The 15,455-nt window shown below is 68.0% G+C and carries 12 protein-coding genes; 4 read left to right on the forward strand and 8 right to left on the reverse strand.

Annotated elements, in window-relative coordinates:
* Window positions 1-26 precede the first annotated feature (26 nt).
* A complete protein-coding gene (locus tag ACIA8G_RS09150; RefSeq protein WP_396417827.1) occupies window positions 27-827 on the reverse strand; it encodes a metallophosphoesterase in 801 nt (266 codons plus the stop codon).
* A 236-nt stretch (window positions 828-1,063) separates the two neighbouring features.
* On the opposite strand from ACIA8G_RS09150, the gene ACIA8G_RS09155 reads away from it, so the two are divergent.
* Together ACIA8G_RS09155 and ACIA8G_RS09160 are read left to right on the forward strand one after the other, a co-directional pair.
* Window positions 1,064-2,266, forward strand: a complete 1,203-nt coding sequence (locus ACIA8G_RS09155; protein ID WP_396417828.1) for a vanadium-dependent haloperoxidase — start codon at window positions 1,064-1,066, stop codon at window positions 2,264-2,266.
* Between the two features lie 139 nt (window positions 2,267-2,405).
* On the forward strand, window positions 2,406-4,277 hold the full coding sequence (locus ACIA8G_RS09160) for a PA domain-containing protein (RefSeq protein WP_396417829.1): 1,872 nt from the start codon (window positions 2,406-2,408) through the stop codon (window positions 4,275-4,277).
* A 66-nt stretch (window positions 4,278-4,343) separates the two neighbouring features.
* Here ACIA8G_RS09160 and ACIA8G_RS09165 read toward each other — a convergent pair whose 3' ends face one another.
* From ACIA8G_RS09165 to ACIA8G_RS09175, 3 genes are read right to left on the reverse strand one after another with little or no spacing between them, the layout of a single operon-like run.
* A complete protein-coding gene (locus tag ACIA8G_RS09165; protein ID WP_396417830.1) occupies window positions 4,344-5,153 on the reverse strand; it encodes an SAM-dependent methyltransferase in 810 nt (269 codons plus the stop codon).
* Between the two features lie 50 nt (window positions 5,154-5,203).
* Window positions 5,204-6,652 carry a sensor histidine kinase gene (locus ACIA8G_RS09170; RefSeq protein ID WP_396417831.1) on the reverse strand — a complete coding sequence of 483 codons (1,449 nt, stop codon included), beginning with the start codon at window positions 6,650-6,652 and terminating at the stop codon, window positions 5,204-5,206.
* The gene (locus tag ACIA8G_RS09175) at window positions 6,649-7,320 is read right to left on the reverse strand and encodes a response regulator (RefSeq protein ID WP_396417832.1); all 672 of its coding nucleotides are present in this window, start codon (window positions 7,318-7,320) and stop codon (window positions 6,649-6,651) included. Before ACIA8G_RS09175 ends, ACIA8G_RS09170 begins: the two co-directional genes overlap by 4 nt.
* A gap of 285 nt (window positions 7,321-7,605) precedes the next feature.
* Here ACIA8G_RS09175 and ACIA8G_RS09180 point away from each other — a divergent pair, with 285 nt between their 5' ends.
* Window positions 7,606-8,676 (forward strand): hypothetical protein, encoded by a 1,071-nt coding sequence (locus ACIA8G_RS09180; RefSeq protein ID WP_396417833.1) that lies wholly within the window; start codon window positions 7,606-7,608, stop codon window positions 8,674-8,676.
* A 16-nt stretch (window positions 8,677-8,692) separates the two neighbouring features.
* Window positions 8,693-10,045, forward strand: coding sequence for a cytochrome P450 (locus tag ACIA8G_RS09185; protein ID WP_396417834.1), 1,353 nt, complete (start codon window positions 8,693-8,695; stop codon window positions 10,043-10,045).
* 135 nt (window positions 10,046-10,180) lie between these two features.
* Here the strand turns inward: ACIA8G_RS09185 and ACIA8G_RS09190 are convergent, their stop codons facing one another.
* The 4 genes from ACIA8G_RS09190 to ACIA8G_RS09205 all read right to left on the reverse strand — a co-directional run bounded on the left by ACIA8G_RS09190 (window position 10,181) and on the right by ACIA8G_RS09205 (window position 15,390).
* Window positions 10,181-10,933 carry an IclR family transcriptional regulator gene (locus tag ACIA8G_RS09190; RefSeq protein ID WP_396417835.1) on the reverse strand — a complete coding sequence of 251 codons (753 nt, stop codon included), beginning with the start codon at window positions 10,931-10,933 and terminating at the stop codon, window positions 10,181-10,183.
* 203 nt (window positions 10,934-11,136) lie between these two features.
* A complete protein-coding gene (locus tag ACIA8G_RS09195; protein ID WP_396417836.1) occupies window positions 11,137-11,529 on the reverse strand; it encodes a hypothetical protein in 393 nt (130 codons plus the stop codon).
* A gap of 140 nt (window positions 11,530-11,669) precedes the next feature.
* Entirely contained in the window at window positions 11,670-13,682 is a 2,013-nt protein-coding gene (locus tag ACIA8G_RS09200) for an ATP-binding protein (protein ID WP_396417837.1), read from the reverse strand.
* Between the two features lie 655 nt (window positions 13,683-14,337).
* Window positions 14,338-15,390 carry a family 2 encapsulin nanocompartment cargo protein polyprenyl transferase gene (locus ACIA8G_RS09205; RefSeq protein ID WP_396417838.1) on the reverse strand — a complete coding sequence of 351 codons (1,053 nt, stop codon included), beginning with the start codon at window positions 15,388-15,390 and terminating at the stop codon, window positions 14,338-14,340.
* Window positions 15,391-15,455 lie beyond the last annotated feature (65 nt).

Raw genomic sequence — 15,455 nt, forward strand, 5'->3', positions numbered from 1 at the left:
CCGGGCCCCATCGCGGTTGCACTGACTCAGGCTCGTGCGGGCATCGCGTGGATTTCGGCGTTGTCGAGGAGCAGCGGCTGCCAGCTGGTGGCGCCTGTACGGCCGTGGCCGGGGTCGACGCCGATGAACATCCGTCCGCCGACGCGCACCCGGACGTGGCGTGCGTGCCAGTCGGCGGTGGCGCGCTGACGGATCCGGCCGTCGCAGCGCCAGCGTTGCTGGCCGAAGTGCACGATCGTGGAGTGGCCGTGGATCTGGCCGAACTGGACGATGCCCTCGTAGCGCATCCACGGTTCGTGCAGTGCGGCACCGGACTCCGCCCACAGCGGGCCTGCTTCTTCGTCGCGGGCGTGCGCACCGACGTGCCAGATCAGCTCAGGGCGTTCGTTGAGCAGGTCTGCCGCTCTTGCGACCGATGCCGGCTCGCCCAGCTGCTGCCAGGCCGCGAGCGTCAGCCCTGCGTGGGTCAGCAAGTATTCGTCGCCATTTGCCGTGACGGCTGCGGCGACCTGCATTCGTCCGTCGGCCCACCACTCGCGCAGCGTTTCCACGCCACGGTGGGGGAGGGGCTCGGGCCAGAAGACGGTCGAGCCGGGCAGGTACTGCGACTCGTGGTTGCCTGCGAGTTGCACCCAGCGTCCGGTGAGAAGTGGTGCGACGGTGTCGAGGACGCCGAGGCTGTCCGGGCCGCGGTCGACCAGGTCGCCGACCTGGATCACGGTCAGATCGGGCGGCAGCTGCCCGTTCCCGGCTTTCAGCTCCTGCAGCACCTGTCGTAGCTGGTCCGCGTGCCCTCCGACGTCACCGATGACAGCAATTCTGGCCATGACCACCCCCATCACATGAACGCCACACTACGGAACATCGAGGCGGGGAGCGTTCGGAGTAAGTACTTACGCGGCAAGGCTTGTTGCCCACACGTCACCGCAGCTGGATACTGGGAACCTTCGTGGGAACCGGCACTGATCAGCCACTGGGGGATTCCATGACAAGTCGTATTCGCGAGCCCGGAAAATTCCGCGGATTGTGCGCAGCAGCTTTCCTGACCGTGCTTTCCGCGACCGTGCCAGTGACCGCCACCGCGGCACAGGCCGAAGAGGCCGCCCCGAACGCCGTGATCACCTGGAACATCCACGCCCAGACGGCCATCTTCGAGGTCGCAAGGCAGTCGCCGACCGCGTCCGCGCGCAGCTTCGCGATAGCCCAGGGCGCGGTGTACGACGCGGTCAACGCGATCGCCGGCACCCCGTACAAGCCGTACCTGATCGCCCCGCGCAGCCGGCCCGGCGACTCGACTCCGGCGGCCGTCGCCACCGCGGCCTACCGCACGCTCGTCTGGCTGTTCCCCGCCCAGGCCGACGCCCTGCGCAAGCAGTACGACGAGGCGCTCGCCGCGATCCCCGACGGCCCCTCCGAGCGCGGCGGCATCGCCGTAGGCCAGGCCACGGCCACCGCCATGATCAACGCCCGGCGCAACGACGGCGCGTTCTCCGACGCGACCTGGCCCGTCGGCAGCGCGCCGGGCCAGTGGCGGCCGACGCCGCCGGGCTTCCTCCAGGTCGGCGCCTGGTACGCCACGCTGAAGCCGTTCGTCATCGAACCCGGCCGCTACCGCACCCCTGGGCAGCCCGCCCTGACCAGCGCCGCCTACGCCCGCGACCTGAACGAGGTCAAGGCCCTCGGCTCGGCCACCAGCACGACGCGCACCCCAGACCAGACCGAGGCGGCGATCTGGTGGGACGACCCGCGGTTGGTGGAGTGGTCGATCAAACGGCAACTCGCCACGACCCACCGGCTCGGCACGCTGCAGACGGCCCGCATGTTCGCGATGGTGGACCTCGCCGCCGCCGACACGCTCATCGCCTGCTACCAGGAGAAGAAGCGCTGGAGCTTCTGGCGTCCGGTGACGGCGATCCCGCTCGCCGACACCGACGGCAACCCGGCCACCGTCGCCGATCCGGCCTGGACCCCGCTGCGGACCACCGCGCCGTCACCGGAGTACCCCTCCGGGCACGCCTGCTTCACCGCGGCCACCACGACCGCCCTCCGCACGTACTTCGGCCGCGACGACCTGTCCTTCAGCGCCCACAGCGCCGACTCCGGCACCACCCGCCACTACCGCAGCCTCTCCCAGGCCATGGCCGAACTGGACCAGGCGAGGATCTGGGCCGGGGTGCACTACCGCTTCGCCACCACGGACGGGCATCGGCTCGGCACCGCCGTTTCCCGCGACGTCCTCGATCGCGCTTTCGGGCACCACATCTAGACGGAGAGTGAGGCACAGGGACCAACGGCATCTTCCGAATGCCGCAATCCGGACGTAGGGTGCGCCCGCTGGGGGAACGCCCTACTCCCGGAGGCAACCCATGCGGAGTCAACGAAGACAACGCATTTCCCTGCTCAGCGTGACCACGCTGGTACTCAGCGGGTTCGCTGTGGGGCTCGCGACGGCCCATCCCGACCACGGTGGTGGCCGCGAGGACTTTCCCGGCGAAGGCGTCGCCGACGGCGTCTACAAGCAGCACAACGGCGACGAGGGCCATCTCCCGCCGGTCAACCGCAACGTCACGCTCGTCGGCAGGGGCGAGGTGACCAACCCGTCCGGGGCTGGCAACACCGGGCGCCTCGCGGACGTCACCGCGTTCGGCGACTACGCCTACCTGACCGCGTTCCGCGAGCCGACGTGCGAGAAGACCGGTGTGCACGTCATGGACATCTCCGACCCGGCGCACCCGGCCGAGGTCACCAGCGCGTTCATCCCCACCAGTGACGGCTCGTACGCCGGTGAGGGCATTCAGGTCGAGCGCATCGACAACGGCTTCTTCAAGGGCGATCTGCTCGCCCACCAGAACGAGACCTGCCCCGGCGCGACGCCGGCGGAGCCGAATCTGGGCGGCATCTCCCTCTGGGACGTCACCGACCCGCGGCACCCGAAGCCGGTCGCGCTGCACACCGGCGACTTCACCGCGCCTGACGGCGCACTCGAGGGGTCGCCGAACCAGACGCACAGCATGCGGATGTGGACCAACAACTTCGACAAGCGCACTTACGTGGTCCTGGTCGACGACGAAGAGCTCGTCGACGTGGACATCATGGACATCACCGACCCGTACCACCCGGTGATGGTCAACGACGAACTCGACCTCACCGCGCTGTTCGGCGTCGACCAGGCGGCACCGAACAACCTGACGGCCGTCTTCAGCCACGACATGATGATCACGAAGGTCGGCCAGCGGTACGTGATGAACATGAACTACTGGGACGGCGGCTACGTCCTGCTGGACGTCACCGACCCGCGGCCGGGCAAGGTCACGCTGATCGCCGAGAGCGACTACGCCGTGCTGGACGAGGAACAGCAGGCGCGGGGCCACCAGATCGCCCCGGAGGGCAACGCCCACCAGTCCGAGCTCTCGCCGAACAGGAAGTTCCTGCTCGGCACCGACGAGGACTTCAACCCGTTCACCGTGCAAGCGAAGATCGACTCCGGGCCGTACGCGGGAACCGCGTACACGGCGACACCGGCCGTCGACACCAAGCCGGTCGACGAGAACACCACGATCAGCGGCCCGGTCACGTTCGTCGGGGACGCCTGCGATCCCGCGACCATCGCGGCCGGCACCGGCACGGCGCTCGTCGAGCGCGGCACCTGCACGTTCCAGGTCAAGCTCGACAACATCGTCGCCAAGGGTTACACGGCGGGCATCGTGTTCCAGAACCACCGGGACGACTGCATGGAACAGCTCACCATGCTCGCCTCCGGTGACATCCCGTACTTCTTCGCCAACCGGGCCGCGGGCTTGAAGCTGCTCGGCGTCGCGGGTGTGACCGACGCGAACGCCTGCACGACCGGGACACCGGCGGGAGCGTCCGCCACCAGCACGACGATCAAGGCCGTCTTCGACGGCTGGGGCTACGTCCGGCTCTTCGGTGTGGACATTCCCAGCCAGCGCGGCAAGAGCGGGTCGATCAAGCAGATCGACACCTACTCGATCCCCGAGGCGCAGGACCCGGCCTACGCCCGCGGCTTCGGTGACCTGTCGGTGCACGAGGTCGCGATGGACCCGGACGACAGCAAGATCGCCTACATCTCCTACTACTCGGGCGGATTCCGCGTGGTGGAGTACGGCAAGAACGGCATCCGCGAGGTCGGCGCCTTCATCGACCAGGGAGGCAACAACTTCTGGGGTGTCGAGGTGTGGAAGGACGAGCACGGGCAGAAGTACGTGCTCGGGAGTGACCGCGACTTCGGTCTGTACGTGTTCCGCTACAACGGATGACTGTTCCGCGGTGGGCAATCGACTCGGTTGCCCACCGCGGTTCCGACCACGAACGGCGGCAGGCGCTCAGCCGCGTTTGCGAGCCACACCCGCGAACGTGGACGCCCGCCGCGGGTCACCGATCTCGTCGCCGGGATCCGGACGCCACTCCGGCAGGTAGACCACACCCGGATCGATCAGGTCCAGCCCGTCGAACAGACCGGTGATCTCGGCGCGCGTGCGCATCGAGAACTCGGTGACGCTGCGCCGGAACTGCTGCGTGGCCTCCTGCGCCTTCTCCGGCTCCGAACCCTCCAGGCTGGCGTGCGAGATGGCCAGGTAGCTGCCGGGCACCGTCGCGTCGAGGTACTGGCGAATGATGCCGGCCGGGTCGTCCTCGTCCGGCACGAAGTGCAGCACCGCGAACATCAGCACCGCGATCGGCTGCGAGAAGTCCAGCAGCCGCTGCGTTTCCGGGTTGGAGAGAATGTCCTTCGGCCGGCGCAGATCGCCCCGCAACGCCGTGGCCTGGCCGATGCCGCCGAGGATCGCGCGGCTGTGCGACACAGCGACCGGATCGAGGTCGACGTAGACGATCCGGCAGTCGGGATTCGCCTTCCAGGCGATCTCGTGCACGTTGCCCACCGTCGGGATGCCCGAGCCGAGATCGAGGAACTGCGTGACGCCCAGATCGATCAGCTCGCGGACCGCCCGGCGCAGGAACGACCGGTTGGCCCGCAGGATGTCGGGCAGCTCCGGCATGAACGCGGCGATCTTCGCGGCGGCTTCGCGGTCGACCTGGAAGTTGTGAAACCCGCCCAGGTGGGCGTCGTAGATCCGGGCCGCGCTCGGCCTGTCCAGGTCGATCTCCGGACCCGCCCACACCGGTCGTTCCACCCTGACCACCCTCGTCGTCGAGTACCAGCCGTGACTGATGCGGCACCACCTTAACCCCATCGGGCGAGGCGTTGCGGCTGGACGGTACCCGAGGCCGAGATCGGCGGGTGGTCGCCGAAGATGAGATCCCACTCCAGCTCCGGCTCGGGCACCGGGCGTGGTTCGGGGAGGTGGCCGTGTGTCGAGATGATCGAGCCGTTGAGGAACTGCCACACCTCGTCACCCCTGCGCTGCTGCGCCACGACGGCGGCATTCCTCGGTTGCGGGATACCGGTCGGAATCGTTGCCACGAAACGGATTCCGCGGAATCCGTCGGCGTCGGTGGCCTCGAGCGTGCCGTGGTGCCTGGTGGCGATGCGGCGGGCGATCGCGAGCCCGAGACCGGCGCCGCCCGCGGCGCGGGTGCGGGCCTCGTCGAGCCTGGTGAACCGGTCGAAGACGCGCTCGCGGTCCGCCTCGGGGATGCCGGGACCGTCGTCGATGACCTCGAGCGTCGCGCAAGGCCCGCCGCGCAGGCGCACGATCACCGCGGTGCCCGCGTGGCACTCGGCGTTGTCCAGCAGGTTGCCGAGCAGCCGCGACAGCTGGGCCCGCCGCCCCGGAACGAGCACGTGGTCGTCGGCCTCCAGGGTGACCATCCCCCGGCGGGAGACTTCCCGCCGCACCACGGAGGTGAGGTCGATGGTGTCCTGTTTGTCCAGTGCGTCGGCGTCCAACCTGGCCAGCAGCAACAGGTCCGTGGTGAGCTCCTGCAGCCGTTCGGCGTCCTCCAGCGCCGCCTTCACCACGGTGGGCCAGTCCGCCAGGTGCGGATGTGACAGCGCGATCTCCAGCTCGGCCCGCAGCGCGGCCAGCGGGCTGCGCAGCTCGTGCGACGCGTCCGCGACGAACCGGCGGGTGTCCTCGACGGTGCGGTGCATCCGGTCGAGGGTCTCGTTCAGCGTGGCGCCCAGCCGGGCGATCTCGTTGTCGGAGGACGGCACCGGGACGCGCCGGGTGAGGTTGTGCTCGTTGATCTCGGCCACCTCGGCCCGCATCGCCTCCACCGGCTGCAGCACCCGGCTGGCCGCGGCCAGCACCGTGACCGACACCAGCACGGTGATCGAGACGAGCACGCCGAACAGGGTCAGCGTCGCGCTGTTCAGCTGCCGCTGTGCCTGGAAGACGATCGCCTGCGCCTCCTCGGTGTTGAGTGGCGGCCCTTCTCCGACCACCTGGTAGGGGGTCGCGCCGAGGTAGGTGAACGGCCACAGCGACAGGTCCGGCTGCAGCTCGGTGCTCGCGTACCGGACCGACACGCCCGGCGTGACGACCGCCGTCCGCGTGTCCAGCTGGACGCACCTGCCGCTGGAACACATGTAGTGCACCCGCGAGCTGTCCGCGGTCTGGGTGGCGATCTGCTGGCGTTGTGACACCAGCATCAGTGCCCCGGCGAGGCCGATCAGCACCGCGGTGATCACCGTGGCCAGCACGGTCACTTTGACCTGCAAGGATTTCATCGATCCACCAGCCGGTAGCCGACGCCGCGCACCGTGGTGATGCTCCGCCGGTCGAACGGGGTGTCGATCTTGCGGCGGAGCGCGCTGATGTAGACCTCGACCAGGTTGGGGTCGGGGTCGTGCGCCGCGTCCCACACCCCGTCGATGATCTCCGACTTGGTGACGACCTCGCCCGCGTGCCTGAGCAGGAAGTTCAGCACCGAGAACTCCTTCGCCTTCAGGTCGATCCGCGTGGTCCCGCGGTGGCATTCCCGGCTGACCGGATCGAGCACCAGGTCGCCGGCCCGCAGCAACACCGGCTGGGCGGTGCGCGACCGCCGGGCGAGCGCCCTCAGCCGGGCCACGAGCACCACGTAGGAGAACGGCTTGGTGAGGTAGTCGTCCGCGCCGGTGTCGAGGCCCTCGGCCTCGTCGAACTCGCCGTCTTTCGCGGTGAGCATCAGGATGGGCGTCCACACGCCCGCGCCGCGGAGCTCCTGGCAGACCCGGTAACCGTTGAGACCGGGCAGCATGATGTCCAGGACGATCACGTCGTACGGGTGTTCCCTCGCCCGCCACAGCCCGTCCGTGCCGGTGCGCTCCACGTCGACGGCGAACCCCTCGGCGGTCAGGCCGCGGGTGAGCAGGTCGGCGAGACGGGGATCATCCTCCACCACGAGCACGCGCATGGGGGCAGCCTGCCGCATCGATCATGATCGCGTCCTGAAATTCGGTTCAGGATCGTTCAGCGTCCCTTCAGGTTCACCCTGGCAAGCTCTGCGCCGTGGACGAGGGGGATCCACGATCGGGGGGAAGGTGGCGGCGCCGTTCGGGGGAGCAGCGCTGCCACCTTCAATTCCACTTCGGACGGTCTGTCCGCATGTTCCAGGGGCCGGAACTGTTCTTTGACCTGCGCACGAGATGGAGACAGGCTCCGAATCGGCTCACCGCGCAGAGGAAAGCGAGACGGCCCCATGACCACTGCTCCGGCGTTGCAAATTCCCCCTTTGTACTGCCCCATTCCGTCAGCCCTGCACCCTGATGTCGAGGACCTGAACCGCGAGGGTCTGTCGTGGATCTCCCGGTTCGTGGCGTTCGCCGACGGCTCGGGCTGGGATCGGTACGCCGCCATGAATCCCGGCTATCTGCCGGGCTACGTCATGCCGCGGGCACCGAAAGGGCCCGCGTTGCAGGCAGCCAGCAACCTGCTGTTCTGGCTCTGGGCCTACGACGACATGGAGTGCGACGAGGTCGAAGGTCGCCAGCGGGTCGACCAGCACATCCTTCAGCTGTCCGACCTGACCCGGGTCGCGGAGGCCTCGTCGTCCGAGCCGTGGGACAACCCGTTCCTGGCATCGCTTTCGGACCTTCGCGAGCAGTTGCTGGCGAACGCGTCCCCTCTTCAGGTCACCCGCTGGGCGTCGTCCATGCAGCTCTACTTCATGGCCAACGCCGCGGCCGCGGTCCAGCGACTGCAGGGTGCCGTTCCCGACCTCGACACCTATGTCGCGCAACGGATCCACAGCGGCGCCGTCAAACCGTGCCTGATGCTGATGGACGTGGCGGACGGCTACGAGCTGCCGACCGACGAGTTGGAGCACCCGGATGTCTGGGCGCTCAACGAGATGGTGTGCACGCTGGTCGGCTGGGACAACGACCTGCTGACGTACCACAAGGAGGTCATGCGCGGCGGTGCCGACCACAACCTGGTCACCGTGCTCGTGCACGATCGCGGCCTGTCCCTCGACGAGGCGGTGGCCGCCGCGGTGGACATGCGCGAGCGGGTGCTGTGGCTGTACATGAGGTTGCACCGCCAGGTCCACGCGACCGCCAGCCCGGAACTGCGGATGTACCTCGCCGGTCTGTCCTCCTGGATCCGCGGGCACCTCGACTGGGGCCTGACCACGGTGCGCTACCGCGATCTCGAGGCCGGCGCCGACTTCCCCGACGAACTGGGCCCCGAACCGGTGGCCCTCGATCCCGCTCCGCTGCCGATCGCGTCCGTCGCCTGGTGGTGGGACCGGCTCGGCTCAGCCTCCTCCTGACGAAATCGAGGTTGCAATGACAGCAACGGCCATCGCCACCGCCACCGCTGATGCGGTGCCGGTGGCGCCGGGGCGGCTGCCGGTGATCGGGCACGCGTTGGCGTTCCGCAAGGACCCCATCGGTTTTCTGACCTCGTTGTCCGAGATCGGCGAACTGGTGAAGGTGTACCTGGGCCCGGTGCAGACCTTCGTCGTCACCAGTCCCCGGCTCGCGCACCAGATGCTCGTGACGGACTCGGCGGGCTACGACAAGGGCAGGCTCTTCGACATGCTGCGCCGGACCGTCGGCAACGGCCTGCTGACGTCGGAAGGTGCGTTCAACCGGCGCCAGCGCCGGCTGATGCAGCCGGGCTTCAGCAGCAAGAGGATCGCGGACTACGTCGGGATCATGCGGCGCAGGACCGAGGACATGATGGCCGGGTGGCAGTCGGGCGACGTCATCGACGTGCAGCGGATGACCGATGAGCTGTCACTGGGCATCGGCGTGGAGACCCTGTTCAACACGGATCTCTGTGCCACTGCCGTCGACACCGTGCGGGAGTGCCTGCCGATCATCCTGAAGGGCGTGGTCGCCCGCACGGTGCTGCCGGACGTCGTCTGCAAGCTGCCGGTGCCGGCCCTGCGCCGCATTACCCGCGCCGAACAGCGGATCCGCGACGCGATCGGGACGATCATCGAGGCGTACCGGGCCGACGACACCGACCGCGGAGACATGCTGACCGCCCTGCTCGCCGCCCGTGACGAGAACGGTCAGGGCATGACCGACGAGCAGGTGCGCGACGAACTGGTGACACTGGTCCTCGCCGCCGCGGAGACGACGAGCAGTGTGCTGGCATCGGTGTTCTACCGGATCTCCGAGAACCCGGAGGTGGACCGGAAGGTGGCCGCCGAGATCGACGGCCACCTCGCCGGGAGGCCCATCGAGTACGACGACATGAAGAAGCTCCCGTACACGCTCAACATGTTGAGCGAGGTGCTGCGGCTCGACATCCCGGCGGACTGGTTCAGCCGGCGCACGACCAAGGAGATGGTGCTGGGAGAGACCGAACTTCCGGCACGTACGGAGCTCATGTACAGCATTCCGGCGTTGCACCGGAACCCGGAGGTCTACCCCGACCCCGAGCGGTTCGACCCCGACCGGTGGGTGAGCAGGCCGGCCAGGGATCTGCCGAAGGGTTCGTACATCCCGTTCGGTTCCGGCAGTCGCATCTGCATCGGCAACGCCTTCGCGTGGAGTGAACTGACCACCGTCACGGCCACGGTGCTGTCGAAGTGGAAGCTGACCGTGGCGCCCGGTGCGAAGCCTGAGCGCCTGCACCGGATCACCACCCACTTCGCGGACCTGCCCATGACCATCACCGCCAGGTAGGACTCCGTCAGCTGAGGGTCGTGAGTGGTTCGCCACTCACGACCCTCAGCTCTTCTCGTTGTGCCACAAAGCATGTGCCACAAAAGCATCGAGAGCCTTCCCGTGGAGGAAGGCTCTCGATGCAGGCAACAGCTGTCAGGCGACCAGCGCCGTCGCCGCAGGGGTCTTGATGACCATGTTCACGGCTCGGGACACCACGGCACGCATGTAACCGAGGAGCGCGTCCGGTTCGACGGTGCCCGCCTTGCCCTTGAGCGTGAAGGCCACGTTCGGCATGTCCGGGCGGCGGTGCAGCGGCACGGCGACGCACAGGCCACCGTTGTCGGTGGTGTTCATCGCGAAGTGCTGCCGCCTGATCGCCAGCAGCTGCAGGGTCAGGCGCGACTCCTTCTCGGTGGCCGCCCCCCAGGCGTCGATCAGGTGTCGCGCCGTCTGGCTGTCGTACGCCAGCAGCAGTTGTCCGGCGGAGGTGCGGTACGCGGGCGCACGACCGGTGTCGTCCGTCGGGGTCCGCACACCCTGATGGCCGTACACCCGGTGGGTGAAGACGACGTCCGTCCCGTGCAGGACGGCCAGGCTCGCCGTGAGGCCGGTCCGCGCCGCCAGGTCCACCAGGAACGGGGCGAGGTCGTTCAGCAGATTCCGCCGTTCGGCATCGACGCTGGAACAGCTGCCCTGACAGGACGTGGCCGCCTGGTAGATGTTCCCGTTGCGGGACACCAGACCGAAGTCCACCAGGGCGCCGAGCAGCCGGTGGACCGTGGACTTCGCCAGTCCGGTTCGCCTGGTCAGCTCCGAGAGCCGAGCACCACAGTGCATGTCCTGGAGCCCGACCAACACCATCAAGGCCTTGTCGATAGACCGCTGCAGCTCAGGCTGGTGAGCCATTCCTTACTCCTTCTTGGCGCGACGGACCGAGGCTCACTTCCGAACGTGTCCTCGTTCCTCCACCACAATGCGGCTTCTGAAAACCGGGCCACAATCGAGGAACATACGTAGACCGGCGGTGCACAAAACTCCATTACCAGCGAGGGGACTCCGCACGCCACCCACATGGAGTAAGTACAAACTCGGCAGTAAAGGACAATCAGTTACGCGCTGAGCAGCTCGCCGTACCCGTATTGGTGAGAATGCCCCCAACGGCTGACTTCCAGACTCCGCTGGCACACGCGGCGCAACTGCTCGTTCAGTCCGTCGTCGAGATGGCACCCGCACCGGGAGCAGGAGACGACAACCGTGCAGCTCAGGTGGTCCACCGTCACGGTCGCGGCCGCCGCGCAGCCGTCACACCACCGGGAACCCGCGACCGCGACGACATGCGCCGGCGAAGCGACGCAGTCGTGCATCCAGCGGCGGTGCAGCCGGCAGGTGATCCGGTCGAACGGGGACAGGCCCTCACCCTCCGCCCTGTCCTCGATCTCGAGCGCCGTGGCCAGCGACAGCACGGCTTCGGTCCGGAGTTCGAATACGACGCGACTGGTCATGATGGCCTGCTTCCTGGTCCGGGAGGGACTGTGGTCAGGAGAGAACCATCTGCCGCGGACGCATTACCGCACAATCCGGGTTTGTACGTAGCCGAAGGCTGTAGGACGCATGTCGGTATCGGTAATTCGAACCCGGAACGTCAGGCGGGCCGGTACCGGTTGTCGGCGATCCACACCGCGATCTGCGTTCGTGAGGAGAATCCGAGCTTGGTGAGGATGTGATCGACGTGGGCCTCGACCGTGCGCCGCGAGATCTGCAGTTCCGACGCGATCGCCTTGTTGGTCGCGCCCTCCGCCACCAAGGTCGCGACCTGCGCCTCACGCCTGGTCAGCACGCTCGCGTGTGCCTCCGGCCGCACGTCGGTCGCTTCTGCGCCGAGCACGAACTCGATCGCGTGCGGGAGGTCGATCATCAACGCGACGCCCTTGTCGAACGCGGCGGTGAACGCCTTGTCGCCCAACGCGGCCCGAGCCTGCTTCTCGCACTCGCGGTGCGGTTGCTGCCACGTCTCCGAGTCGAGCATCGGTGCCCCGCCGACCCGGAACCAGATCCGGTCGGCGATGCCGAGCAGGGTCGCGGCAAGGGGGTTGTCTCCGATGGTTCCCACGATCCAGGCGCAGAGTTCCACCAGGAGGGCCTGACCCAGTATGTCGGCGAACTGGTGCTTTATGGCCAGCCCCGCGCGTGCGTGCTGCAACGCCGCGGGCAGCCGCTCCGTCCTCCATTCCGCCAGGGCCAACGTGTACAGGGCGTAGGACTTGACGCACCGCTCGCCGTGCGCCTCGGCCAGCTCGATCGCCCGCAGCGCCATCTCTTCGGCGATGTCGGCCTGATGCCTGAATCCGGCCGCCATCCCCTTGGCCAGATAGGTGAGGATCACGTTGCAGCTGACGTGCCCGGCGCTCGCGTAGCTCTCCAGGCACTCCGAGTAGATCTCCTCCGCGCGCAGGTAGTCCCCTTGCGCCAGCGCGGATCCGCCCTGCCCGGCCAGGGCGTTGCCCAGCAACACCGGATCGCCGTGGGTTCGTGCCAACGCCACCGCGTCCACCGACGTGGCGGCGGCCTTGTCCATGTAGCCCAGTGCCGTGGCTCCGTAGACGCTGATCCACAGCACGCGCAGCCGCAGATCGGTGGGCAACTGGTGTCGCAGCAGCCTGTCCATCCAGGTGGCGGATTCGCCGAAGTGGCCGCAGTTCACCCAGTAGTACTCCAGGTTGGCGGCGAGGGTGGCGCCCGCCGTCACCCTGGTCCCGTCGGCCAGGCTGAACTCCAGTGCGGCGCGCAGGTTGGCGTGCTCGCGCCGCGTGCGCGCGGCGATGTTCAGCTGGTTGGGTCCCAGCCACTCCTGGTCCGCTTCCTCGGCCATCCGCGTGAAGTAGTCGAGGTGGCGCTGGCGGGCCAGCGTCTCCTCACCGAGGAGGGTGAGTTCGTGCAACCCGTACTGGCGGATCATCTCGAGCATGCGGTACCGCGTCGTGACGCTGTCGCCGTCCCTGACCAGTATCGACTTGTCCACCAGGCTCGCGACCAGATCCAGCACGTCCTCGGTGCCGTCGGCGTCGGGAAAGGTCCCGACCTGCTCGGCGGCGTCCAGCGTGAACCCGCCCGCGAACACCGAGAGCCACGCCCACAGGCGCGCCTCGCTCGGCGTGCACAGGTCGTAGCTCCATCCGACGGCCGCCCTGAGCGTCTGGTGCCGTGACGGCGTGGCCGGGCGTCCTCTGCTCAGCAGGCTGAAGCGATCATCCAGTCTGTCCAGCAGCGACCGCAGGGTCAGCGTTCGCACCCACACCGCGGCGAGCTCGACCGCCAGTGGCATCCCGTCCAGACGTGTGCAGATGCGGGTGACGAGTTCGTGGTTCTGCGCGTCCACCTCGAAGCTGGGCAACACCGCTTTCGCGCGGTCCTCGAACAGCTTCACGGCGTCACCGCGGTCCTCCGGCCGGACGACGTGGATGCCCCGCACCGCGATCGGGTCGACGGTCAGCAGGCTTTCGCCGGGGACACCGAGGGTGTGCCGGCTGGTGGCCAGGATCCGGACGTTCGGCGCCGACGACAGCACCTCGGACGCGAACAGGCCGCATGCCTCACCCAGCTGCTCGCAATTGTCCAGGACGAGGAGAAGCTCCTTGTCCCGGAGAAAGGACAGCACCTGTTCCATCGCATCCGGCGCACTGTCGTGCAACCCCAGGGCAACGACCACTGTCGGGGCCAGCAACACGGAATCCCGAAGGGCGTCCAACGGAACCAGACACACACCGTCACGGAAGTCGTCATGTGAAAGCCGCGCCGTCCGCAGCGCGAGTCTTGTCTTACCGACCCCGCCAGGTCCGGTCAGGGTCAGCAACCGTTCACTTGACAGCAAACGGCGGACCTCAGCCAGCTCCTCCTGACGGCCAACGAAGCTCGTTACCTCGGCAGGAAGGTCGTACACCTCGTATGTCTCCGTCACTGTGCGTCATCGATCTGAAACTCCTCGCACAGTACTGGGTGAGGCGTTCAAAAGCATCGCCTACGCCCCAAAATGGTGACGGGAACGATCAGACGCTCATGCGGGCACGATTGTTTGGAACGGTTTGACTTTTCGGGTGGCAAAGCCGGTGTCGCGTGCTGCGGAAATCAATCCTCTGTACGGGTGACGCTGGCTCCCGGTGCATTGTGTCCGTGCCGGAGCAAGTAGATCTCCCGGAGGTTATGGCCCGCCCGCAAAAGTGAGCGCGAGTCTGTCCCAATGATTGTCCGCCAGTGGAACAACCTCGTGAGCACCTGGTGGCCAAGTGCTCACGAGGTTGGTCGGTGGGTGTGCTTCAGCGGTCGCGTGAGGTGATCAGCATCGCCAGCTCGCGCAGTTCCGCGTCGGCACGGGGATCGCAGCCGGCCGCGCCGAGGTCGGCCATCGCCAGGTCGATCTCCTGGTCGGCCCTGGTACGAGCCCATTCCCGCGCGCCGGTCTGATCGACGAGCGCCGCCGCCCGCTCGAGCTGGGCTTCGTCGAGCCGGCCGGGTTGCCGGTACAGCTCGGCGAGCTCGCGCGCCGCCGCGGACTTCGTGGCGAGTGCGGCCACGACCGGCAGGGACTTCTTGCGGTTGGCCAGGTCCGAGTGCACGGGCTTGCCCGTCACCGCCGGATCACCCCAGATGCCCAGCAGATCGTCGATCAGCTGGAACGCCAGGCCGATGTGGCGGCCGAACGAGCCGAAAAGCCTCGTGCGCTCGCTGTCCGCGCCCGCGACGATCGCGCCGAGCATGCACGCGCAGCCCAGCAACGAGCCGGTCTTGCCGGCGACCATCTCGCAGCACTCCTCCAGCCCGACCTCGGCCCGCTGCTCGAACTCGACGTCGGACGACTGTCCCTGGCAGAGCTCGATCACGCACCGGTTGAGCACCTCGACCGCGAGGGCACCGTTCGGGGCCAGCATCTGCGACGCCAGCGCCTGCAGGGCGTCACCGGCGAGGACCGCGTCGGCGACGCCGAACACCGTCCACGCCGTCGGCCGGTGCCTGCGCACCGGGTCGTTGTCCATCACGTCGTCGTGCAGCAACGAGAAGTTGTGCACGAGTTCGACCGCGACCGCGGCAGGCACGGCGACCTCTGCCGCACCGCCCACCGCCTGTGCGGCCAGCAGGACCAGGGCCGGACGGACCGCCTTGCCCGGATCGGTGCCGGGTGTCGGCTCGCCGTCCGCGTCCCACCACCCGAAGTGATATCCGGCGATCCGCCGCATCGATCTCGGCAGCTGTGCGACGCCGGCACGCAACTCGGAGTCCGTGATCCTCCGGCTCCACGCCAGGATCTCCTTGGCCGAGCGGGTGGTCGTGCCGGTCTGCACCACGTGCTGTGCTGCGATCTGCGCTGTCATCTGGCGACCTCCGCGGACACGTCTTCGACTTGGTTCTCAACTCCGATTACGACCGGTGCGAGTGT

The organism is Lentzea sp. NPDC051213 (genome assembly GCF_044455585.1).
In the GTDB taxonomy this organism is placed as follows: domain Bacteria; phylum Actinomycetota; class Actinomycetes; order Mycobacteriales; family Pseudonocardiaceae; genus Lentzea.